The sequence below is a fragment of the Streptomyces sp. NBC_01477 genome, assembly GCF_036227245.1.
GTDB lineage: Bacteria > Actinomycetota > Actinomycetes > Streptomycetales > Streptomycetaceae > Actinacidiphila.
Window position 1 is genome coordinate 1,077,594 of sequence record NZ_CP109445.1, and the last position, 25,613, is coordinate 1,103,206.

Consider the following 25,613-nt stretch of genomic DNA (forward strand, 5'->3'; position numbering starts at 1 on the left):
CGCTGGAGACATCACACGGGCTGCCGACGCCTGGGCGCGCACCTTTCTTTTCCTTTGCGTCAGGCTGCCATCGACGCAAGGGTCCATCGGCATGGCTGGTTCCGCCATTCCTTTTTTCACCGTCCCCGAAAACCTGCGCCAAAGAGGTAGGCCGACATGCATGAGGAGATCTCTTCCCTGGCGGATCAGACGCCCCAGGAATACTTCGAATTGACCATGGCCCAGCGTGGCGTGTGGTACGGGCAGCAGGTCGAACCGGACAGTCCCAAATACAACATCTCCGAATGCCTGGAGATACGCGGCGGCCTGGACGAGGCGCTGTTCGCCGTCGCGGTCGACGAGGCGGTCGCCCGGTACGACAGCCTCAACGTCGAGTTCGCCGTCGAGAACGGCGTCGTACGCCAGCGCGTCGCCGGCCGCTCCTCCGCCGGGAACGGCCGGCTCCGCCTTGTCGACCTGTCGGGCGCGCAGGACCCCGCCGCCGAGGCCGAGCACTACATGGCCGCCGACACGGCCACCGTCGACCGGCTCGACGCCCCGCGGCACCACTTCGCCCTGCTGCGCCTCGGCCCGCAGCTGCACTACTGGTACATCCGCTACCACCACATCGCGATCGACGGGCTCGGCGGCTCGGTGCTCGCCCGTACCGTCGCCGACTTCTACGCGCGTGCAGTGCGCGGCGAGGACCTCGGCGCGGTCGAACTGCCCGCCGCCTCCGTGCGCGACCTGGTGGACGACGAGACGGCGTACCTCGGCTCGGAGCAGTACGAGAGCGACCGCGCCTACTGGACCGCCAGGTTCGCCGACCGGGCGGCGGGGAAAGCCGCGGACATGCAGGCGTCGGACACGGTCTTCGTCCGGCGGCGCACCGACGCCCCCGCGCGCACCGCGCCGAGCGCGGCGGACTTCCGGCTGGACGCCGGGAAGACGCTGCCCATCGAGGTCCATGACGGACTGAGACGGCTGGCCTCCGCGGGCCGCACCAACTGGAGCGCCGTCCTGGTGGCCGCCCTGGCCGCCTATGTCGGGCGCACCACCGGGCGGCAGGACGTCATCGTCGGCATCGCCTCCAACGGCCGCCACGGCGGCAAGCGCCACATCGCCGGTATGACCGCCAACATCCTGCCCGTACGCCTGGACCTCGCCGCGCACACGACGGTCGGCGGCCTCATACGCGCCGCCGCCGACGAGATGCGCGGCGCGCTGCGCCACCGGCGCTTCTCCCGCGAACAGCTGGCCCGCGAGCTGAACATCACCGACCCCGCGGCGGAACTGACCGACGTCGTCGTCAACGTCATGGGCTACAACTACGGCCTGGACTTCGCCGGCAGCCCCGCCACCTCCCGCGTGCTGTCCCTCGGCCCGGTCGACAACGTGTCCCTGTTCGTCTGCGAACGGGCCGAGGGCACCGGCCCGTTGATCGGCCTCGACGCCGAGCCCGGGCTCCACCACCCGGACGACGTGCATCTGCACCAGCAGGCCGTCCTGTTCTTCCTGACCGGGCTCGCGGAAGCGGACGCCGACACGCCGCTGCGCGACCTCCCGCTCCTCGACGACGCCGCCGCCGGGGTCCTGCTCGCCCAGGGGCGCGGCGCCGACCTGCCCGCGCCGGCCGCGGCCGCGAGCGTGCCGGAAGCTTTCTCCGCCCAGGCCCGGCGCACCCCTGACGCCACCGCCGTGGTGGACGGCGCGGGGCCGCTCTCGTACCGGGAGCTGGCCCGGTCGGCGGACGGACTGGCGGGCGCGCTGTCCGGCTGGGGGCTGGACGCCGAGGACGGCGTCGGTGTCGTCGTGGGCCGCTCGGCGGCCCTGGTGGCCGCCACGCTCGGCGTCCTGTCCGCGGGAGCCGCGTACGTGCCGATGGACGCGGCGTGGCCGGGTGAACGGCTCGGCCGGGTGGCGGAGATCGGCCGGGTGCGCGCCCTGGTGGCCGACGAGGACGCCGCCGGGGAGCCGTGGGTGAAGGAATTCGCCGCCGACCTGCCGGTGATCGTCGTGGACGGCCGCGGCGGGATCGTCCGCGGCGGCCCGCCGCGGCCGGGCCGCGTACCGACGGGCCTGCGCGGCGACCGGCTCGCGTACGTGATGTTCACCTCCGGCTCCACCGGCCTGCCCAAGGGCGTCGGGGTCACCCACGCCGACGTCCTCGCGCTGGCGGCCGACTCGGCGTGGACCGGCGGGGTGTCCGACGCGGTCCTGCTGCACTCGGCCTACGTCTTCGACGCCGTCACCTTCGAGATGTGGGCGCCGCTGCTGAACGGCGGCCGGGTGGTCGTCGCGCCCGGCCCGGTCCTGGAGGCGCGCGACCTGCGGGACCTGGTGGAGCGGCACGGGGTGACCGCGGCCTTCCTGACGACCGCCCTTTTCAACCTCGTCGCCGAGGCGGACCCCGCGGCCTTCGCGGGGATGCGCCTGGTCTGCGCCGGCGGCGAGGCCGCCTCCCGCTACCTGATGCAGCGGGTCGCCGCCGCGCTTCCCGGCACGCGGGTCCTGCACGTGTACGGACCCACGGAGACCACGACCTTCGCCGCCCGCCGCCCGGTCGGCGCCTCCCCCGCGGGCGCGCCGCCCATCGGCGTGCCGCTCGACGGGATGCGGCTGTACGTGCTCGACGGCGACCTGCGCATGGTGCCGCCCGGCGTGACCGGCGAGCTGTACGTGGGCGGCCGGGGTGTCGCCCGCGGCTATCTGGACCGCCCCGCGCTGACCGCCGCCCGCTTCGTGGCCGACCCGTTCGAGGGGCACGGCCACCGGATGTACCGCACCGGCGACCTCGCGCGCTGGACCGCGGAGGGCGAGGTCGACTACGTCGGGCGGGCCGACGGGCAGGTCAAGCTGCGCGGATTCCGTATCGAGCCCTCCGAGATCGAGAACACCCTGCTCGCAGGACCCGACGTGTCCGCCGCGTGCGTCATGGTGCGCGAGGACACCCCCGGTGACCGGCGGCTCGTCGCCTACGCGGTGCCGGCCCGCGGCGCCCGCCTCGACGAGCCGGCGCTGGCCCGCCGGGTGGCCCGCTCCCTGCCCGCCTACATGGTGCCCTCCGCCTTCGTCGCCCTCGACGCGCTGCCGCTCAACGCCAACGGCAAGGTCGACCGGCGCGCGCTGCCCGCTCCGCGGGCCACCGCGGCCGTGGGGCGCGGCCCGCGCGACTCGCGGGAAGAGGTGCTGGCCGGTCTGTTCGCCGACGTCCTCGATGTGCCCGCCGTCGGGATGGACGACAACTTCTTCTCGCTGGGCGGCCACTCCCTGCTCGCCACCCGGCTCATCGGCCGGGTCAGGGCCGCCCTGAGCGCCGAGGTCGATCTGCGGAGCTTCTTCGACAACCCCACGGTCGCCTCGCTCGCCGCGGCCCTGGGCGACGCGGCGGGGGCAGGACCCGCGCTCGTTCCGCGGCGGCGTCCCGACCCGCTGCCGCTGTCCTTCGCCCAGCAGCGCCTGTGGTTCCTCAACCGCTCGGAAGGCGCGGGCGACACCTACAACGTCCCGCTCGTCCTGGAACTCGAAGGGCCGCTGGACGCCGGCAGGCTGCGTGACGCGATGGCCGACGTGATCGCCCGGCACGAGAGCCTGCGCACCGTCTTCGCCGAACACGACGGCGTCCCCCGGCAGGTGGTCCTCGACGCGGCCCGCGCCGCCGGGCACCCCCCGCTCGTCGTGGAGGACCCGCCGGCCGGGCAGGACGCCGAGGAGTGGTCGCGGGAGGCGGTGCGCAGGCTGACCGCCGCGCCCTTCGACCTGGCCGGCGATCCGCCCGTACGCGCCCACCTGCTGCGGCCCGCGCCCGAACGCCACATCCTGGTGCTCGTCCTGCACCATGTCGTCGCCGACGGATGGTCGCTGGCCCCGCTGTGCCGGGACCTCGGCGCCGCCTACCGCGCCAGGTCCGCCGGCGGGGGTGCGCCCGACTGGCCCGCCCTGCCGGTGCAGTACGCGGACTACACGCTCTGGCAGCGCGAACTGCTGGGCGGCGAGGACGAGGCGGGCCTGACAGCACGCCAGCTCGCCTTCTGGCGGAAGGCGCTGGACGGCGTCCCCGACGTCCTCGACCTGCCCGCCGACCGGCCCCGGCCGGCCGCGCCCACCTACCGGGGCGACGCCCACTTCTTCGACATTCCCGCCCCCGTGCACGCGGGACTCGTCCGGCTCGCCCGGGCCGCGGGCTGCACCCCGTTCATGGTGCTCCAGGCGGCTCTCGCGGCGACCCTGCACGCCCACGGGGCCGGCACCGACATCCCGCTCGGCACCGCGGTGGCCGGGCGCACCGACGAGAGCCTGGACGACCTGGTCGGCTTCTTCGTCAACACCGTCGTGCTGCGCGCGGACCTGTCGGGCGACCCGACCTTCCGCGAACTGCTCGGCCGGGTGGCGGAGTTCGACCTCGCCGCCTTCAGCCACAGCGACGTCCCCTTCGAACGGCTGGTGGAGGCGCTCAACCCCGAGCGGTCCGGCGGCCACCACCCGCTGTTCCAGACCATGCTGGTCCTGCAGAACCAGCGGCGGGCGGAGCTCGACCTGCCCGGTGTCACCGTGCACGACCGGTCCCGGCACACCGGCGTCAGCAAATTCGACCTGACGCTCTCCCTGGCCGAGGTCCCCCGGATGCCCGGGACGCGGGAGAACCCGGGCACCGGCGAGGACGGCGGCACGGCGGAGGGCGCCGGCGGCCTCAGCGGTTATCTGGAGTACGCGACCGACCTCTTCGACGCGGCCACCGCGGGCGCCCTGTGCGACCGCTTCACCCGCGTCCTGGCGCAGGCCGTGGCCGACCCCGGGCTGGCCGTCAGCCGCCTGGACCCCCTCGCGCCCGGCGAGCGGGACCGCCTTCTGGCGCTGGGCAGGGGCCAGGAGCAGCCGCTGCCGGTGCTCACCGCCCCCGAGGCGGTCAGGGAGCAGGCCGCCCGCACGCCCGGCGCCACCGCCGTGCGCGACGCGCACGGCAGCCTCAGCTATGCCGCGCTCGACGCCCGCGCCGACACCCTCGCACGGGTGCTGCGCGAGCGCGGGGTCGGCCGGCAGGACCTGGTGGCACTGGCCGCGCCGCCGTCGGTGGACACCGTCGTGGCCCAGTTGGCCGTGCTGCGCGCCGGCGCCGCCTACCTGCCCGTCGACCCGCAGTATCCGGCCGCCCGTATCCGGCACATGCTGGACGACGCCCGGCCCGTCCTGCTGCTCACCACCGCGGACTTACGCCCCGGCCTGCCCGCCGGCGACCTGCCGTGGCTGGCCGTGGACGACGCCGCCGCCCGGCCCGCGGAGCCCGCCGCGCCGCTGCCGGGCCCGCCCCGCCCGGCGGACCCCGCGTACGTCATCTACACCTCCGGCTCCACCGGCCGGCCCAAGGGCGTGGTCGTGCCGCACGCGGCGCTGGCCAACCACATGGCCTGGATGGCACGGCACCTGGACATCACCCCGGACGACCGGGTCCTGGCCCGCACCTCCAGCAGCTTCGACGCCTCCGTCTGGGAGCTGTGGCTGCCGCTGATGAACGGGGCCGAGGTCTGCGTTCTGCCGTCCGAGGCCAATCAGGAGCCCGGCACCCTCGTCTCCTGGATGAGCCGGTTCGCCGTCACCGTCGCCCAGTTCGTGCCCTCCCACCTGGCCCTGGTCCTCAGCGAGGCGGCACAGGGCCCGGCGCTGCCCGCGCTGCGCGCCGTCCTGTGCGGCGGCGAGCCGCTGCCGCGTACCGTCGCCGACGGCATCGCCGCGGTGTGGCAGGCCGAGGCGCACAACCTCTACGGCCCCACCGAGGCGACGATCGACGTGACCGCCCACCGCGTCGGCGGCCCGGCGCGGGAGAGCGGTGCCCGGCAGCGTACCGGCGAGGCCGCGGACCGCCCGTCGTCCGAGGCCGTGCCGATCGGCCGCCCCGTCGACTCCATGCGCGGCTACGTCCTGGACGACCGGCTGCGGCCGGTGCCGCCCGGTGTCACCGGAGAGCTGTACGTCTCAGGACCCAACCTCGCCACCGGCTACCTGCGCCGCCCGGGGCTCACCGCCGCACGCTTCGTCGCCGACCCCTTCGAGGCCGGCTCCCGTATGTACCGGACGGGCGACCGTGTGCGGTGGAACCGGCACGGGCTGCTCGACTACGTGTCCCGCGCCGACGACCAGGTCAAGCTGCGCGGATTCCGCATCGAGCTGGGCGAGGTCGAGGCCGGGCTGCTGGCCTGCCCGGGCGTCACGGCCGCCTGCGCCCTGATCCGTGAGGACCTGCCCGGTCAGCGCCGGCTCGTCGGCTACGCCGTGGTCGACGGCCCGGCCCCCGGTCCCGGCGCGCTGCGCGACGCCCTGGCCGCGGCGCTGCCGCGCCACATGGTGCCCGGCAGCGTCGTCGTCCTGGACGCCCTCCCGCTGCTGCCCAACGGCAAGGTGGACCGGCGCGCGCTGCCCGAGCCCGCGGGGGACACCGACTCCGCCGCCGGTCCCGGACGGCGCACCCCGCAGGAGGACCTGCTCGCCGGGATATTCGCCGACATCCTGCAACGGCCCTCGGTGGGGCCGCGCGAGGACTTCTTCGACCTCGGCGGGCACTCCCTGCTCGCCATGCGCCTCGTCAGCCGCGTCAGGACCGTGCTGGGCGCCGACATGGCCGTACGCACCCTCTTCGAGCACCCCACGGTCGAGAGCCTGGCGCGCGTGCTCGACACGTCGGGGCGGACCCGTCCGGCGGTGACGGCCGCCGCGCTCAGGCCCGACCCGCTGCCGCTGTCGTTCGCCCAGCAGCGCATGTGGTTCCTCGACCAGCTCGAAGGCCCGAACGCCGGCTACAACCTCCCGCTCGTCCTCGAACTCCACGGCGACCTGGACACCGACGCCCTGCGGGCCGCCCTGGGCCACGTCGTGGAACGGCACGAGACGCTGCGCACCGTCTTCCCCGAGCGGGACGGCGTGCCCTGCCAGTCCGTCCTGCCGGCCGCCGCGGCCACGCCCCGGCTGCCCGTCGAGAGCACGGCGCCCGCCGCTTTGGAGGCGGCCGTCCTGGACGCGGTACGCGAGCCCTTCGACGTGGTCACCGATCCGCCGCTGCGCGCCCGTCTGCTGCGCTCCGCGCCCGGCCACCACCTCCTGGTGCTCGTCCTGCACCACATCGCGGCCGACGGCTGGTCGCTGGCCCCGCTCGCCCGCCACCTCGGCGACGCCTACCGGGACGTCCTCGCCGGCCGCAAGCCGGAAGAGCCGGCCGGCGGCGTACTCCAGTACGCCGACTACACCCTGTGGCAGCACGCCCTCCTGGCGGACGGCGGCGGCGGCGAGCACAGCGTGCTGCGCGAGCAGCTCGACCACTGGCACAGCGCCCTGGAGGGGCTGCCGGGAGTGATCGACCTGCCGCTGGACCGGCCGCGGCCGGCCGTCACCGACCCGAGGGGCGCCGTCCACGCCTTCGAGGTCCCGCAGGACCTGCACTCCCGGCTGCTGCGGCTGGCCAGGGAGTCGGGGACGAGCCTGTTCATGGTGCTCCAGGCCGCGGTGTCCACCCTGCTGCACCGGCACGGGGCGGGCGAGGACATCGCGCTCGGCTCACCGGTCGCCGGCCGTACGGACGAGGCGCTGGAGGACCTGGTCGGCTTCTTCGTCAACACCCTGGTCCTGCGCACGGACCTGTCCGGCAACCCGACCTTCCGCGAACTGCTGCTACGGGTACGGGAGTTCGACCTGGCGGCCTACGCGCACCAGGACGTCCCCTTCGAGCGTCTGGTGGAGAGCCTCAACCCCGTCAGGTCGCGCAACCACCACCCGCTGTTCCAGGCCATGCTCGTCCTGCAGAACCAGGAGACCGCCCGCCCCGACATGCCGGGCCTCACCGTCGAGGACCGGCTCGTGCACAACGGGCTGAGCAAGTTCGACCTCACCTTCGCCTTCACCGGGCAGGACGGCGAGGGCGGCCTGAGCGCCGGGATCGAGTACGCCACCGCGCTCTTCGACCGCGGCACCGTCGAAACCCTCGCGGACCGCCTCGTCCGGCTCCTGGACCAGGTGACCGCCGACCACGGCCTGCCGCTGGCGGCGTACGACCTGATGGCGCCGGACGAGCACGACCGCGTCACCCGGTGGGGCAACGGCCGCGCCCTGCCCGCCGGCACCGTGCGGCCGGGCCTGCCCGCGCTCTTCGCCGCCCAGGCGCAGCGCACACCCGGCGCCGTGGCCGTGGCGGCCACCGGCGCCGACGCCCTCAGCTACGCCCGGCTCGACCGGATCTCCGCCGACCTCGCCGGCGCCCTGGCCGGGCTCGGCGCGGGCCGCGAGAGCAGGATCGGGGTGCTGCTCGAACGCTCCCCCGCCGTGGTGTCCGCGTCGCTCGGCGCGGTCCGCGCCGGCGGCGCCTACGTCCCGCTCGACGCGCGCTGGCCCGGCGAACGGCTCGACCAGGTCGCAGAGGTGGCGGACCTGAGGATGCTCGTCGTCGACGAGGCCGCCGCCGGCTCGCCCTGGGTGACCGCGGCGGCCCGCCGGATGCCGGTCGTGGTCGTGGACCGGCTCGGCCGGATCCTGCGCGGCGGGCCGGACCGTCCGGCACCGCCGGCCGCCGTGCCGGACCCGGCAGCGCTGGCGTACGTGATGTTCACCTCCGGCTCCACCGGCCTGCCCAAGGGCGTCGGTGTCAGCCACGCCGACGTGGCCGCGCTGGCCGCCGACTCCGCCTGGCACGACGGCGCCGCACAGGCGGTGCTGATGCACTCGGCGTACGTCTTCGACGCCTCCACCTTCGAGATCTGGACGCCGCTGCTCACCGGCGGCCGGGTCGTCGTCGCGCCCGAGGGGGCTCTGGAGCCGAGCGTCCTCGGCGACCTCGTCCACGACCACGGCGTGACCGCGATGTTCCTGACCACGGCGCTGTTCAACGTCCTCGCCGAGACCGATCCGGGCGTCTTCACCGGTCTGCGGGTCGTCTGCGCCGGCGGGGAACTGGCCTCCCCCGACGCCATGCAGCGGGTGGCCGCCGCCTCACCGGGGCTGCGTGTGCTGCACGTCTACGGCCCCACCGAGACCACCACCTTCGCCACCCGCTACCAGGTGGCGGCCGACCTGCCGGCCGGACCGCCCCCGATCGGCCGCCCGCTGGACGGCATGCGGCTGTACGTGCTCGACGGACAGCTGGGCCAGGTCCCGCCGGGTGTCGTGGGCGAGCTGTACCTGGCGGGACACGGGGTGGCGCGCGGGTACACCGGGCGGCCGGGACCGACCGCCGCGCGCTTCGTGGCCGACCCGTTCGGCCCGGCGGGCTCGCGCATGTACCGCACCGGCGACCTCGTGCGCTGGTCGCCCGACGGGCAGATCTGCTACGTCGGCCGCGCCGACGACCAGGTCAAGCTGCGCGGCTACCGCATCGAACTCGGCGAGATCGAGGGCGTACTGGCCGCGGGCGAGGGCGTCGCCGACGCCTTCGCCGTCGTGCGCGAGGACGTCCCCGGCGACCGGCGGCTCGTCGCGTACGTGGTCCCCGCCGCCGGAGCGCGCCCCGACCCCGCCGACCTCGCCCGTATCGTCGGCGGGTCGCTGCCCGCCTACATGACGCCGTCCGCCTTCGTCCTGCTGGACGCGCTGCCGCTGACCGCCAACGGCAAGGTGGACCGCCGTGCCCTGCCCGCGCCCGGCACCGAGGCGCCGGCGCCGGGCCGCGCGGCCCGCACCGCCCGCGAGGAGATCGTGTGCGGCCTGTTCGCCGACGTGCTCGGCGTGGCCGCGGTGGGTCCTGACGACGACTTCTTCGCCCGGGGCGGGCACTCGCTGCTCGCCACCCGGCTCGCCGCCAGGCTGCGCACCGTCCTCGGGGTGGAGGTGCAGGTCAAGGCGGTGTTCGAGCAGCCCACGCCGGCACTGCTCGCCGCGTCGCTGGACGGCGCGGAGCAGGCCAGGACCCCGCTGGAGCGGGCCGCGGACCGCCCGGATCCGCTGCCGCTGTCCTTCGCCCAGCAGCGCCTGTGGTTCCTCAACCGGCTCGAAGGGCCCAGCGCCACCTACAACGTGCCGCTGGTGCTCCGCCTGGACGGCCCGCTCGACGCGGACGCCCTGGAGAGCGCGCTCGGGGACGTCGCGGAGCGGCACGAGAGCCTGCGCACCGTCTTCCCCGACACCGGCGGTGTGGCGCGCCAGGTCGTGGTGGACGCCGGCGGGATCGCTCTGGACCTGACGCCGCTGGACACCGACGCCGACCGCCTGGACGCGGTCGTGGCCGCCGAGGTGGCGCACGCCTTCGACGTGAGCGCCGAGATCCCGCTGCGGGCACGGCTGCTGCGGCTGGGCGCCGAGGCCCATGTCCTGGTGCTGGTCGTCCACCACATCGCGGGCGACGGCTGGTCCTTCGCACCGCTGGTGCGCGACCTGGGAACGGCCTACCGGGCCCGTATCGGGAGGGAGGAGCCCGGCTGGACGGAACTGGCCGTCCAGTACGCCGACTACACCCTCTGGCAGCGCGACCTGCTCGGCAACGAGGAGGACCCGGGCAGCCAGGCCGCCCGCCAGCTGGACTTCTGGCGCACCGCGCTGGCCGGCGCCCCCGATGTGCTCGACCTGCCCTACGACCGGCCGCGTCCGGCGGTCACCGCGTACCGGGGCGACGCCTTCGGCTTCACGGTCGGCGCCGGCACCCACCGGGCGCTGGCGGAGCTGGCGCACGCCCGCGGGTGCAGCCTGTTCATGGTGCTCCAGGCGGCCGTGTCGGTGCTGCTGTCCCGGCACGGCGCCGGGGAGGACATCCCGCTCGGCACCCCGGTGGCGGGGCGGACCGACGAGGCCCTCGACGACCTGGTGGGCTTCTTCGTCAACACCCTCGTGCTGCGCACCGACCTGACCGGGGACCCCACCTTCGACGAGGTGCTCGACCGGGTCAGGGCGTTCGACCTGGCCGCCTACGCCCACCAGGACGTGCCCTTCGAGCGCGTGGTGGACTCCCTCAGCCCGGTCCGCGCGCAGAACCACCACCCGCTGTTCCAGACCATGCTGACGCTGCAGAACCAGGCGGGGGCCGTCGTGGACCTGCCGGGGGTGACGGCGACCGCGCAGGCGGTGCACACCGGCATCAGCAAGTTCGACCTGACCTTCACCTTCTCCGAGGCCCGCGACGCCGGGGGCCGGCCCGCCGGGCTGGACGGCGTCCTGGAATTCTCCACGGAGCTGTTCGACGGCTCCACCGCGCACGACCTGGCGGCCCGGCTGACCCGGCTGCTCGGCGCGCTCGCCGCAGACCCGGGTCAGCGGGTGCACGCCGCGGCGGTCCTGGACGCCGCCGAGCAGACGCGCCTGGCCCGCACCGGGCACGGCGCCGACCGGGCGGTGGCGGCACGGACGGTGCCGGAGGCTTTCCGCGCCCAGTGCTCGCGCACCCCGGGGGCGGTGGCCGTACGGGACGGCGACCGCACCCTGACCTTCGCGGAACTCGACGCGCTCTCCGACGATCTGGCACACCATCTGCACACGCGCGGCATCGGCCGCGGCGACCTGGTCGCGCTGGCCGTGCCCGGCACCGCCGACCAGGTGATCGCCATGCTGGCGGTCGCCAAGGCCGGCGCCGCCGGCCTGCCGGTCGACCCCGACTACCCCGCGGCCCGGGTCGCCCACATGCTGGACGACGCCCGTCCGGCGGTCGTGATCACCCGCGGCGCCGTCCCGGCCCCGGTGGCGGACCGGGGCGTACCCGCGCTCGACATCGGCGACCGGGCCGCCTGGTCCACCGGCGCCGCGGCGCCCGCCGTCGCGCCGGACCCGCGGGACCTGGCGTACGTCATCCACACCTCCGGCTCCACCGGGCAGCCGAAGGGCGTCGCCGTCACCCATGCCTCGCTGACCAACCACATGGCCTGGATGGCGGACCACCTGCGGCTCACCGACGACGACCGGGTCCTGGCCCGCACCTCGCCGAGCTTCGACGCGTCGGTCTGGGAGACCTGGCTGCCGCTGCTGCACGGCGGCTCGACCTGCCCGGTGCCGCCCGCGCTCAACCACGACCCGCGCGCCCTGACGGCCCGGATGCGCGAGGCGGGCGTGACCATCGCCCAGTTCGTGCCCTCGCACCTTGCCGTCGTCCTCGCCGAGACCGGCCCCGGCGCGGCGCCCGGCACCCTGCGGGCCGTCCTGTGCGGCGGCGAACCGCTGCCCGTGGCGCTGGCCGAGCAGGTCGCCGGCGCCTGGCGGGCCGAGGTGCACAATCTGTACGGCCCGACCGAGGCGACGATCGACGCCACCGCACAGCGGTATCACGGTGCGGTGGCCGGCGCGTCGTACGTGCCGCTCGGGCGTCCCGTCGACAACACCCGCGCCTATGTGCTCGACAGCCGCCTGCTGCCGGTGCCGCCGGGGGTGACCGGCGAGCTGTACCTCGCGGGCGGCGGTCTGGCCCGCGGCTATCTGCGGCGCCCGGGGCTGACCGCCGCGCGGTTCGTCGCCGACCCCTACGGTCCGCGCGGCACCCGTATGTACCGCACCGGCGACCTGGTCCGGCGGGACGCCGACGGCGTGCTCGGCTATGTCTCCCGCGCCGACGACCAGGTCAAGCTGAACGGGCTGCGCATCGAGCCCGGCGAGATCGAGGCCGCCCTCACCGCGCTGGACGCGGTCGCCGCCGCCTGCGTCGTGGTCCGCGAGGACCGGCCTGGCGAACGGCGCCTGGTCGCCTATACGGTCGCAGCCGGGAAGGGCGGCGCCCCCGCACCGGCCGAGGACGAGATACGCACCGGGCTGGCGTCGGCGCTGCCGGCGTACATGGTGCCGGCCGTCTTCGTGTCCCTCGACGCCCTGCCGCTGCTGCCCAACGGCAAGACCGACCGGAAGTCGCTGCCCGCCCCGGTGCGGGCCGCGGCCCGGCCCGGCGGGGAGCCGCGTACCGCACGGGAAAGCGTGCTGTGCGAGGTCTTCGCCGCCGTCCTGGGCGTGGACAGCGTCCGTGCCGACGACGACTTCTTCGCCCTCGGCGGCGACAGCATCCTGTCCATCCAGCTGGTCAGCCGGGCCCGCGAGGCCGGCCTCGGCGTCAGCCCGCGCGACATCTTCGTCCACCGCACCCCCGAGGCCATCGCGGCCGCCGCCACCGGGGCGGACCGGGACACCGCCGCGCCGTCGGTGCCCGGTACGGGGCCGATGCCGCCGACGCCCATCGCCGCCTGGTTCCTGGAGCGGCCGGGCGCCACCGACGGCTACAACCAGTCCGGGGTGCTGCGCACTCCGGCGGGCGCGGACGAGGGCGCCCTCGTCGCGTGCCTCCAGCACCTGGTCGACCACCACGACACGCTGCGGCTGCGGGTCGTGCGCGACGGCGGCGGTGAACCGGTCCTCGACGTCCTGCCGGCCGGCGCGGTGCAGGTCCGCCGGCACTTCACCCGCGTCGATGCCGCGGGGCTCGACGCCGCCGGGATGCGCGCGGCTGTCACCGAGGCGGGCGAGAAGGCCCGCGCCAGGCTGCGGCCCGCGCGGGGGGAAGTGGTCGAGGCCGTCTGGTGCGACGCGGGACCCCGCGCGCAGGGCCGGCTCCTGCTGGTGGTGCACCACCTGGCCGTCGACGCGGTCTCCTGGCGCATCCTCGCCGCCGACCTCGCCACCGCCTGGCAGGCCGCGACCGCCGACGGCGGCCCGGCTGCCGAGCCGTCCTCGCCGGCGGCGCTGCCCGCCGTCGGCACGTCCTACCGGCACTGGGCGCAACTGCTCGCGGCCCAGGCGCGCGGCGCGGACCGCGAAGCCGAACTCCCCCTGTGGGAAGGGATGCCGGGTACGGCCGTGACGCGGCTGGGACACCGGCCGCTCGACCCCGAGCTGGACACGGCGGAGCGGACCGCCACCCTCACCACCCGGCTGCCCGCCACCTGGACCGAGCCGCTGCTCACCACCGTGCCCGCGGCCTTCCACGCCGGCGTGGACGACGTCCTGCTCACGGCGCTGTCGCTGGCCGTCAGCGCCTGGTACGCCGAGCGGGACGGCGCCGCGGGGCCGGGCAGCAGGGGTGTGCTGCTCCACCTGGAGAGCCACGGCCGCGAGCAGATCGCCGACGACCTCGACCTGTCCCGTACGGTCGGCTGGTTCACCAGCCTCTACCCGGTCCGGCTCGACCCCGGCCCGGTCGATCCGCGCGGCCCGCAGCCCTTCGGCGGCGCGCTGGTCGACGGCGCGCTCAAACGCGTCAAGGAGCAGCTGCGGACCATCCCCGACCACGGTGTCGGCTACGGGATGCTGCGCCACCTCAACCCGGCCGCCCGCGCCCGGCTGGCCGGCCTGCCGGAACCCGAGATCGGCTTCAACTACCTGGGCCGCTACGCCGCTTCGCACGAGGCCGCGGGCCGCGCCACGCCCGACTGGGAGGTGGTGCTCGACGGCGGCGGGCCGCGCAGCCAGGACCCGGACATGCCCGTGCACCACGTCCTCGACATCAACGCGCACACCGAGGACCTGCCGGAAGGACCGCGCCTGGTGACCCGCTGGACCTGGCCGGGCGACCTGCTCGCGGAGGAGGACGTGGAGTCCCTGTCCGGCCTGTTCACCCGCGCGCTGCGCGCGGTCGCCGAACACGCGGAACGTCCCGACGCGGGCGGCTGGACGCCGTCCGACCTTCCGCTGGTCTCGCTCAACCAGGCCCAGATCGACCGACTGCAGAACAAGTGGGGTGGACGCAAGTGACCGGGTTCCAACTGGAGGACATCCTTCCGCTGACGCCGACGCAGGCGGGGATGCTCTTCCACGCGCTGTACGACACGCGCTCGGTGGACGTCTACACCGCGCAGTTCGTCTTCGACCTCGAAGGCGGCGCCGACGTCCCCGCGCTGCGCGCCGCCATCGCCACGCTGCTGCGCCGGCACGCCAATCTGCGCGCGGGCTTCCTGTACGAGGACCTCGACGAGCCCGTGCAGGCGGTGGCGGCCGAGGTGCGGGTGCCGCTGGAGGAACTGGACCTGGCCGGGGCGGACGGCGCGGAGACCGCGGGGAGGCGCCTCGCGGCCTTCCTCGCCGCCGACCGCGCCCGCAGGTTCGACCTGAGCACCCCGCCGCTGATGCGGTTCACCCTGGTACGCACCGCCCACCGGCGCTACCGGCTGGTCATGACGAGCCATCACATCCTGCTCGACGGCTGGTCCATGCCGCTGCTGGTGCGCGAGCTGTTCGAGCTGTACGCGAGCGGGGGCGACGACAGCGCCCTGCCGCGCGTCGCCCCTTTCCGCCACTACCTCGCCTGGCTGGCCGCGCAGGACCGCCCCGCCGCCCTGGACGCCTGGCGCACCGCGCTGGCCGGCATCGAGGCCCCGACCCTGCTCGCCGGGCGCCGGAGCCCCGCGGCCGGGAGCGCCGCCGCGGGCACCGGCGAACTGCCCGAGACCCTGGTCCTCGACCTGGACGAGGCCACCACCCGCCGGCTGCGGGAGACCGCCCGCGCCCACCGGCTGACCTTCAACACCCTGGTCCAGGGCGCCTGGGGGCTGCTGCTCGCGCATCTCACCGGCCGCCCGGACGTCCTGTTCGGCACCACCGTCTCCGGCCGCCCGCCGGAGATACCCGGGATCGAGTCGATGGTCGGCCTGTTCATCAACACCGTCCCGGTACGGGTGCGCCCGCTGCCCGGCGAGACCCTGGCGGCGCTGCTGACCCGGCTGCAGGAGGAGCAGAGCCGGCTGCTGGGCAGCCAGCACGTGGGCCTGACCGACATACGCGCGGTCACCGGCCTGGACGAACTCTTCGACACGCTGCTGGTGTTCGAGAACTACCCGATGGACGCCGAGGCCCTGCGCTCGGCGCGGCAGAACCTGCCGGACCTCACCGTGACCGGCGTGGCCGGCACGGATGCGGCGCACTACCCGCTCACCGTGACCGTCGCCCCCGGCGACCGCCTGCGGATCACCTTCGGTCACCGGCCCTCCGCCCTCGGCGGCGACGAGGCGGCCCGCGCGGTCGCCCGGATGCGACGGCTGCTGACGGCGCTGGCGGACGGGCTCGACACCCGCGCCGACGCGCTTCCCTTCCTGCTCGACGGCGAGCGCGACGCGCTGCTGGCCCGGGGACGCGGCGCCGCGCTGCCACCCGGTGCCACCGGGGCCGCGCTCGGCGACGCCGTCGTCCGGCACGCGGAGCGGCATCCCGGCGCGGTCGCGGTGTGCGGCGCGGGCGAGCAGTTGACGTACGGCGAACTGCACCGGCTGGCCGACGAGTTGGCCGGCGCGCTGCGCGGGCTCGGCAGCGGCGCCGAGGACGGCGTCGGCATCCTCCTGGGCCGCTCGGCCGCCGTGGTCACCGCCTCGGTGGCCGCGCTGCGCGCGGGCGCCGCCTATGTCCCCCTCGACCCGACGTGGCCGGCCGAACGGCTCGACCGGGTCGCCGAGGTGGCGGGCCTGCGCTTCCTGGTCGTGGACGAGGCCCACGCCACCCACCCGTGGGTGCGGGACCTCGGCGCCGACGTCGCCGTGGTGACCGTCGACGCGGCGGGCCGCGTCCGCGCAGGCGGCCCCGCCGCGCCCGGCGCCCTCCCGGCCGCCGGCGGCGGCTCCGGGCTCGCCTACGTGATGTTCACCTCGGGCTCCACCGGCCTGCCCAAGGGGGTCGGGGTCTGCCACGCGGACATCGCGGCTCTCGCGGCCGACCGCACCTGGGGCGGCGGGGTGGCGGACGCCGTCCTGATGCACTCGGCCTACGTCTTCGACGCCTCCACCTTCGAGATCTGGACGCCGCTGCTCAACGGCGGCCGGGTGGTCGTCGCGCCCGAGGGCGCCCTGCAACCCGCCGCGCTGCGGGATCTGGTGGCGCGGCACGGTGTGACGGCGGCGTTCGTGACGACGGCGCTCCTCAACGTCATCGCCGAGACCGACCCCGGCGCGCTCGGCCTGCTGCGCCTGGTGGCGAGCGGCGGTGAGGCCGCCGCGCCCGGCGTCCTGCAGCGCCTGGCCGCCGACCACCCCGGCACCACCGTCCTCAACGTCTACGGACCCACCGAGACGACCACCTTCGCGACCCTCCAGCACGTCGGACCCGACCACGGCGACGGCGTACCTCCCATCGGGCGCCCGCTCGACGGCGTACGCGCCTACGTCCTGGACGCGTCGCTGCGCCCGGTGCCGTCCGGCGCGGAGGGCGAGCTGTACGTCGCGGGCCCCGGCGTCGCGCGCGGCTATCTGGGGCGCCCCGGTCTGACGGCCACGCGCTTCGTGGCGGATCCCTTCGCGGGCGCGGGGACGCGGATGTACCGCACAGGGGATCTCGTACGGTGGGGCGCCGACGGCGTGCTGGAGTACGTCTCCCGGGCCGACCAGCAGATCAAGCTGCGGGGCCACCGCATCGAGCCCGGCGAGATCGAGGCGGTGCTGCGCGCCCACCCCGCGGTGCGGTCCGCGTGCGTCCTGGTCCGCGAGGACCTGCCGGGCGACCGCACGCTCACCGCCTACGTCGTCCCGGCGCCCGGCGCCGCCCCGGATCCCGGGCAGCTCGCCGAGCACGTGGGGCGGCGTCTGCCCGCCCCCATGGTGCCGGCCGCCGTCCACCTGCTGGACGCGCTGCCGCTGACCGCCAACGGCAAGCTCGACCGGGCGGCCCTGCCCGCGCCCGTACGGCGGGCCGCCGCGGCGGGCCGCCCGCCCCGGGGCGCCTACGAGGAGATCCTCTGCGGGCTGTTCGCCGATGTGCTCGGCACCGAGGTGGTGGGTCCCGACGACGACTTCTTCGCGCTGGGCGGCCACTCCCTGCTCGCCACCCGCCTCGCCGGCCGTATCCGTGCCGCGCTGGGCACCGAGACCGAGATCCGTACCGTCTTCGAGAACCCCAGCGTCGCCGCGCTGGCCGCCGCCCTGGAGGACGCGGGCCGCCCGGCCCGCCCCGCCCTGGTCCCGCAGGAGCGCCCCGCCGTCCTCCCGCTGTCCTACGCCCAGCAGCGCCTGTGGTTCCTGCACCGCCTCGAAGGGCCGTCCGCGACCTACAACGTCCCCTTCGCCGTACGCCTCGACGGGCCGCTCGACACCGGCGCCCTGCGCCAGGCCCTGCACGACATCGTGGTCCGGCACGCCGCGCTGCGCACCGTCTTCCCCGAACGCGACGGCGGCCCGTGCCAGCTCGTCACCGCCCCGGACGACGTCCGGGTCCCCTTCGTCCCCGAGGCCGTCGACGCGGACAAACTGCACGACCGCATCGCGGTCGCCGTCGCCGAGCCGCTCGACATCGAACGCCGGCTGCCGCTGCGGGCGACCCTGCTGCGGCTGGCCGACGACACCCACGTCCTGCTCCTGGTGATCCACCACATCGCCGCCGACGGCTCCTCGCTGGCGCCGCTGGCGGCCGACCTCGGCGCCGCCTACCGCGCCCGTACCCGCGGCGAGGCACCGACGTGGGCCGAACTGCCCGTCGACTACGCCGACTACACCCTCTGGCAGCGGCGGCTGCTCGGCGACGAGCACGACCCCGACAGCCTGGTGGCACGTCAGCTCGGCTACTGGCGGCAGGCGCTGGACGGGCTGCCGGAGATGATCGAGCTGCCCTTCGACCGGCCGCGCGCCGCCGTGCCCCGGCACACCGGCGCCACCCTCGACTTCGCCGTCACGCCCGACACAGCCCGGCGGATCGGCGACCTCGCGCGGGCCGGCGGGTGCAGCGTCTTCATGGTGCTCCAGGCCGCGCTCGCGCTCGTGCTGTCCCGTCATGGCGCGGGCGACGACATCCCGCTGGGCACGGCGATCGCCGGGCGTACGGACGAGGCCGCCACCGGCCTGGTCGGCTTCTTCGTCAACACCCTCGTGCTGCGCACCGACCTGGCCGGCGATCCCACCTTCCTGGAACTCCTGGACCGGGTGAAGGACACCGACCTGTCGGCGTACGCGCACCAGGACGTGCCCTTCGAGCGCCTGGTGGAACTCCTCAACCCGGCACGCTCGCAGAGCCACCACCCGCTCTTCCAGACCATGCTCGTCCTGCAGAACCACTCGCCCGCCGCCCCGGTCGACCTGCCGGGCCTCACCGCCGCCGGAGTGCCGGCCGAGCTGGCGGCCAGCAAGTTCGACCTGTCGTTCACCTTCACCGAGACCCACGACGGCAGCGGCGCCGGGCTGCGGGCGTCCGTCGACTTCGCCACGGACCTCTTCGACGAGAGCACCGTGCGCGGCCTCGCCGAGCGGCTCGTCCTGCTGCTCACCGACGTCACCGCCGACCCCGGCCGCCGGCTGGGCGCCTACGACGTGCTCACCCCCGCGGAGCGCGAACGCCTCGCCGTCCAAGGGACCGGGCCGGCCGAGGAGCTGCCCGCCGCCACCGTGCCCGAGCTGTTCGCCCGGTGGGTCCTGCGCACCCCGGACGCCCCGGCGGTGCGCGACGCCGCCGCCACCTTGACCTACCGGGAACTCGACGCGCGCGCCGACGCCCTCGCGCAGCGTCTGGCGGCGCTCGGGGTGCGGCCGGAGGAGCGGGTGGCCGTCGCCCTGCCGCGCGACCGCGAACTCGCCGTGGCCCTGCTCGCCGTCCTCAAGGCGGGCGCGGCCTATGTGCCGCTCGACCCGGACTACCCCGCCCAGCGGCTGTCCTACATGCTCGACGACGCCCGGCCGCGGCTGCTCCTCACCACCCCCGCCGTCCGCGACCGCCTCCCGGCGACCGACGTGCCGTACCTGTACATCGGCGACCAGGGGCCGCAGGCCGCGCCCGCGGCCCCGCTTCCGGCGCACCCGGCGTACGTCATCTACACGTCGGGCTCCACCGGCCGCCCCAAGGGCGTCGTCGTGACGCACCGGGGCGTCGGCGCGATGGCCGCGACGCAGCGCGACCGGCTGCGCGTCGTCCCCGGCAGCCGGGTCCTGCAGATGGCCTCGGTCAGCTTCGACGCCGCCTTCTGGGACCTGTGCATGGGGCTGCTCTGCGGCGCCTGCCTGGAGATCGACACGCGCGACGCGCTGCTGCCCGGCGCCGCCCTCGCCGCGCGGGTCCGCGACCGGGGCATCACCCACCTCACGCTGCCGCCCGCCGCGCTCGCCGTGATGCCGCCCGGGTCGCTGCCCGCCGGGATCACCGTCGTCCTCGCGGGCGAGGCCTGCACACCGGCCCTGGTGCGCGGCTGGGCGCAGGACCGGTCCGTCGTCAACGCCTACGGCCCGACCGAGACCACCGTCTGCGCCACCATGAGCGCCGTCCAGCACGCGGAGGGACCGCTCGCCCCCGACCGCACCGTGCCCATCGGCGTCCCCGTCGACGGCGCGCGCGTGCACGTCCTCGACCACCGGCTGGCCCCCGTGCCGCCCGGTGTCGTCGGCGAACTGTACGTCTCGGGCGCCGGGGTGGCCCGCGGCTACCTCCGCCGGGCCGCGCTGACCGCGTCGCGTTTCGTGGCCGACCCGTTCGACCCCGCGGGCGGCCGGATGTACCGCACCGGCGACCTGGTGCGCTGGACGGGCGAGGCGGGCCTGGCCTACATCGGCCGCGTGGACGACCAGGTCAAGCTGCGCGGCTTCCGCATCGAACTCGGCGAGATCCAGGCCGCGCTGACCGCCCTGCCCGGCATCGCCGCGGCCTGCGCGGTCGTCCGCGAGGACCTGCCGGGCGACCGGCGCCTGGTCGCGTACACCGTGCCGGCCGAGGGGGCGGCGGGACCGGACGAGGCCGCGATACGCGCCCACCTGGCGTCCGCCCTGCCCGACCACATGGTGCCCTCCGCGTATCTGAGCCTGGACGCGCTGCCCCTCACCCCCAACGGCAAGACCGACCTGCGCGCGCTGCCCGCGCCCGGGCGGACCGGACCCGCCGGGGGCCGCGCGCCGCGCACCGGCCGCGAACGCGCCCTGGCCGCGGCCTTCGCCGAGACGCTCGGCGTGACCGCGGTCGGCGTCGAGGACGACTTCTTCGCCCTCGGGGGCCACTCCCTGCTGGCGGTGACCCTGGCCCAGCGCATCGAGGAGAGGTGCGGCACGCGGCTGTCCCTGCGGGCGCTGTTCTCGGCGCCCACGGTCGCGGGCATCGACCGCCTCCTGGGCGAGGGGGAACCGGGCGGCGGAGTGCGGGGCGCGGAGGAGGTTGCCGTACCGGACCTCGCCGCCGAGGTCCGCCTCGCCGAGGACATCACCGCCGCCGGCCGGCCCGCCCCCGCCCGCCGCCCCTCTGCCCGGCCGCTGCTGAGCGGGGCCTCCGGATTCCTCGGCGCGTTCCTGCTGCGCGACCTCATCGAGACCACCGGCGGCCCGGTCGACTGCCTGGTACGCGCCGACAGCGACCGGCACGCGGCCGACAGGCTCCGGGCCAACCTGGAGCGCTACGGCCTGTGGCACCCCTCGTACGCGCGGCTGATCCACCCGGTCCCCGGCGATCTCGCCGCCCCCGGGCTCGGCCTGTCCCGCGAGGCGCGGACGGCGCTCGTCCGCCGCCTCGGCCCGGTGCTGCACAACGGCGCCCGGGTCAACTTCGTCGCCGGCTACGGCGATCTGCGCGCGCCCAACGTCGCCGGCACCGAGGAACTGCTGCGGCTGCTCGCCGACTCGGCCTCCCCCGGGCTGCACTACGTCTCGACCACGAGCGTCTTCGCCCCGGCCGCGGGCTCCGGTCCCGCCGTCATCACGGAGTCGACCCCCAGCGGTCCGGCGTCCGCGCTGCCCGGGGGGTACGCGCAGAGCAAGTGGGTCGCCGAGGGGCTGGTGGACCTGGCCCGCGAGCGCGGCCTTCCGGTGGCGGTCTACCGGCCGGGCCGGATCAGCGGCGACACCACCACGGGCGCCTGCCAGGACCGGGACCTGCTGTGGCAGCTCATCAAGGGCTGCCTCCAGGCGGAGGCCGTGCCGGACCTGCCGTCCGGGTCGACCGACTGGGTGCCCGTCGACTACGTCAGCGCCGCGACCGTGGCTCTGGTCACCTCCGGCGGGGCCGCCAACGGGGCTGCCGGCGGCGGGACGTACCACCTGACCAACCCGGAAGCGCCGGGTCTCGACCGGGTCTTCGACGCCGCCGCCCGCCTCGGCCACGAGGTGCGGACCGTCCCGGTCGCGGACTGGCAGGCCCGGGTCGCGGCGCAGCACGACAACGCCGCGCAGCTCTTCCTCGGCGACGAGGGCGGGGCCGGGCAGGAGGCGGGCGACCACCGCCGCTTCGACTCCGGCCGGACGGCTCGGGCCGTGGCGGACCTGGGCGTCCGCCTGCCGCCGCTGACCGACGACGTCCTGACCCGCTATCTGGCCTACGGCCACGCCACGGGCTTCCTCCCCACGCCTCCGGGAGCGGTCGTCCTGCCGTAGCCGGCGGCTGTCGGCAACCGCCGGCGGCGCGCGGCCGGCGGCCCGCGCCGCCGGCGAGCCCCGGGCCGGCCGCCCGGGGAGGGCGGCCCCGGGGCCGCCCGGGCGGCCGGCCGTGGGCGGCCCGCGCCGCCGCCGTCCGCGCCGCCCCGGGATTTGCCCTGCCCGCCGGCCGTCCGGTGTGGCATCTTCGTGGAGTCCTCGTCACCCCGCACGCCGGGGCGGCCACCGGCGCCCGCGCCGGCGCGTCCCGGAACCGCACCGCCGTGCGGGGGAAGGGGAGTCGGAGCGCAGCGCTCCGACCACGGAGGACGACCCCGGGCAGGCTGCCGGGGCGACCGCAGAACGGGCAGGAGACCGAGGCGCATGACCACCGTTGCCTACCAGGGGGAGCCGGGGTCCAACTCGGCCGCCGCGACCGCCGCCCTCCACCCCGGCAGCACGGGCCTGCCCTGTACGAGCTTCGAGCAGGCGCTGGACGCGGTGGCCCTGGGCACCGCGGACCTCGCGGTGATCCCGGTGGACAATTCGGCGGCCGGGCGCGTCGCGGACGTGCACCATCTGCTGCCCGGGTCGGGCCTGTCCATCATCGCGGAGCACTTCCTGCCCATCCGCTTCGACCTGGTCGGCGTTCCCCACGGGACGCCGCAGCAGATCGAGTGCGTCCGCAGCCATGTGCACGCCCTGAGCCAGTGCCGCAAGATCCTGCGCGAGGGCGGCTGGCGGACGCTGGTCAGCCAGGACACGGCGGGCGCCGCGCGCGAGGTGGCGGAACTCGGCGACCCCCGGCACGCCGCGCTGGCCCCGCCGGCCGCCGCCCGCGAGTACGGGCTGCGCGTGGTGCGGGCCGGCGTCGAGGACGATCCGGACAACACCACCCGCTTCGTCGTCCTGTCCCGGGAACCCGTCCTCCCCGAGGACACGGGTGCCCCTACGATGTCGAGCCTGTTCTTCTGCGTACGGAACATCCCCAGCGCGCTGTACAAGGCGCTGGGCGGCTTCGCCAGCAACGCCGTGAACATCACCAAGATCGAGAGCTACCAGATGGGCGCCGGGCTGAACCCCAGCCGCTTCTACATCGAGATCGAGGGACACCCCGACGAGCCCCGGGTCGCCCTCGCCCTCGAGGAGCTGGACTTCTTCTCGTCCGAGGTACGCCTGCTGGGGGTTTACCCGGCCCACCCCTACCGCCGTGAAGGACACGAACAGTGAGAAGAACCGCCCAGGACCGGCCCCGCATCCTGGTCGTCGGTGCCGGAATCGCCGGCCTGGCCCTGGCACACACCCTGCGCGAACAGCCGCTGGACGTCTCGGTGGTGGAGCGCGACACCGCGGTCCGTACCACCGGTGCCGGCCTCTACCTGCCCGCCAACGCGGTACGGGCGCTGCACCGCCTGGGGCTCGGGGCGGCGGTGGCCCCGCGGGCCCACACCGTCTCCCGGCAGCGGCTGCTGGACCGGCGCGGGCGCGTCCTGTCCCAGTTCGCACTCCGCGACATATGGGGGGAGGTCGGCGACTGCCTGTCGATCGGACGTCGGGAACTCCACGAGGCGCTCTGGTCCGCCTTCGACACCTCGGCCGTCCGGCTCGGCGCCGCCGTCGCACAGGCCGACGCGGACGGCGGCGTCACCTTCGCGGACGGTTCCACGGAGCGGTACGACCTGGTGGTCGGCGCGGACGGCGTCAACTCGGCGGTGCGGCGCAGCGTCTTCGACCAGCCGGAGCCGCGCTTCCTGCGGCAGGTGTGCTGGCGGTTCATCGCGCGGTCCCCGCAGATCGGGCCGACCGCGGACTGGACCGTACGCCTGGCGGACTCCGGGCGGGCGTTCCTGACGGTCCCGCTCGGCGGCGAACGCGTCTACTGCTACGCCGAGATCTCCAGCAGCACGCCCGAACCGCCGTCCGGCGACTGGCGCGCGCTGTTCGCCGACTTCACCGCCCCCGGCACGGAGCTGCTGGACCAGGGCGCCGACGCCCACTTCGCGCCCCTGACCGAGATCGACGGCGCGGACTGGACCCGCGCCCGTACCGTACTCGTCGGCGACGCCGCCCACGCCTGCTCGCCCAGCATGGCCCAGGGCGGGGCGATGGCGCTGGAGGACGCCGTCGTCCTGGCCGAGGTGGTGCGCGAGGCCGTGGCCGAGGGCGCGGAGATCGCCGGGGCGCTGGCCGGCTACCAGGCCCGGCGGGCCGGGCGGATCAGGTGGGTGCTCGACCAGAACCACCGCCGGGACAGGACGCGCGGTCTCCCCACCCCGCTGCGCAACTTCACCCTCCGGGTCGGCGGCGAACGCCTCTTCCGGGCCAACCACGCCCCTCTGCACGCCGAGCCCTGAGCCGGCCGCCCCCTGAAACCAGGAACCGCGGGACTCGTTTCCTCCGGTGAAGGCATGCGCCGACCCGACGATCCCAGGGGGTTCCCATGACGGTTTCCGCGGACTCGATCGAATCGATGGAGCAGCTCAGCGTGGTCTGGCGCGCCATGGTGCTGGACCGGGATCCGGCCGCGGACGTGCGGGACCTGCCCGGCATCGCGGTGCGCTGGGCGGACTGCCGGTTCGCTTTCTGGAACTGCCTCACGCTGACCGAGGCCGGCGCGGACACGCGGCTGCTCGGACAGCGCCTGGGCCAGGCGGCGGAGATCATGCGGGCCAAGGAGCAGCCGGGCTTCCTGTGGCTCTTCGAGGACCTCCTCGACGACGGGGCGCGCGCGGCGCTCGGGGCCGCCGCCGAGCGCGCGGGCCTGGAGTACGCCTTCCCCGGTATCGGCATGGCCGGCGACCTGCTCCCCGTCCCGGAACCGGCCCACCCCGACCTGACGTTCGTGCGCGTGGCCACCGACGAACACCTGCGGGCGTACGCCGACCTCAACTCGCGCGCCTACGGCTTCCCCCTGGAGGACGGCAGGGACGGACTCGTCGGCTCCGCGATGTGGAAGGACCGGGTCCACGCCTACCTCGGCCTGCGGGACGGAATCCCGGTGACGTGCGCCGGGACGGTGGAGGCGGACGGGCGCCTCTTCGTCGTGCTGGTCGCCACGGCCCCGGAGTGGGAGCGCAGGGGCTACGGCGAGACGGTGACGCGCAAGGCGCTCCACGAGGGCGCCCGGGCCACCGGCCTGACCCGCGCCACCCTGCACGCGACCGTCGCGGGGACGCCTGTCTACCCGCGTATCGGCTTCACGCCGAATTCGCCGGTCCACTTCTACGGCCTCAAGGGCTGAGGCCGGCCGGTCGCCGCCACCGTGGCGGCGGGGCGCCCGCGCGCCGCGCTTCCCTTCGCCGAGGGTGCGGGGGCGCCTCCGCGCGCGCCGCACGGGTGCCGGTGAGCGCGATTGCGTGAGCGCGGCGCGCGGCGTGGCCCCGGGGGCGTCCGTACGTCGCGCGCGGAGGTTCGCGCCCTTCTGGGGCGCGGCGGGGGCGGCGGCCCATGGGAGCCGGACCCGCCGCTGACAGCGGGGGT

At 75.7% G+C, this 25,613-nt stretch carries 5 protein-coding genes; all 5 read left to right on the forward strand.

Going from position 1 to position 25,613, the window contains the following annotated elements:
• The first annotated feature begins 156 nt into the window (after nucleotides 1-156).
• The 5 genes from OHA86_RS04260 to OHA86_RS04280 all read left to right on the forward strand — a co-directional run bounded on the left by OHA86_RS04260 (nucleotide 157) and on the right by OHA86_RS04280 (nucleotide 25,374).
• On the forward strand, nucleotides 157-14,601 hold the full coding sequence (locus OHA86_RS04260; RefSeq protein WP_329172613.1) for a non-ribosomal peptide synthetase: 14,445 nt from the start codon (nucleotides 157-159) through the stop codon (nucleotides 14,599-14,601).
• Entirely contained in the window at nucleotides 14,598-22,154 is a 7,557-nt protein-coding gene (locus tag OHA86_RS04265) for a non-ribosomal peptide synthetase (protein ID WP_329172616.1), read from the forward strand. The genes OHA86_RS04260 and OHA86_RS04265 overlap by 4 nt, the downstream gene beginning before the upstream one ends.
• A gap of 363 nt (nucleotides 22,155-22,517) precedes the next feature.
• On the forward strand, nucleotides 22,518-23,363 hold the full coding sequence (locus OHA86_RS04270; RefSeq protein WP_329172617.1) for a prephenate dehydratase: 846 nt from the start codon (nucleotides 22,518-22,520) through the stop codon (nucleotides 23,361-23,363).
• The gene (locus OHA86_RS04275; protein ID WP_329172618.1) at nucleotides 23,360-24,487 is read left to right on the forward strand and encodes an FAD-dependent monooxygenase; all 1,128 of its coding nucleotides are present in this window, start codon (nucleotides 23,360-23,362) and stop codon (nucleotides 24,485-24,487) included. The genes OHA86_RS04270 and OHA86_RS04275 overlap by 4 nt, the downstream gene beginning before the upstream one ends.
• 86 nt (nucleotides 24,488-24,573) lie before the next feature.
• Complete coding sequence (locus OHA86_RS04280) at nucleotides 24,574-25,374, forward strand: GNAT family N-acetyltransferase (protein ID WP_329172619.1); 801 nt, start codon at nucleotides 24,574-24,576, stop codon at nucleotides 25,372-25,374.
• Nucleotides 25,375-25,613: the final 239 nt, after the last annotated feature.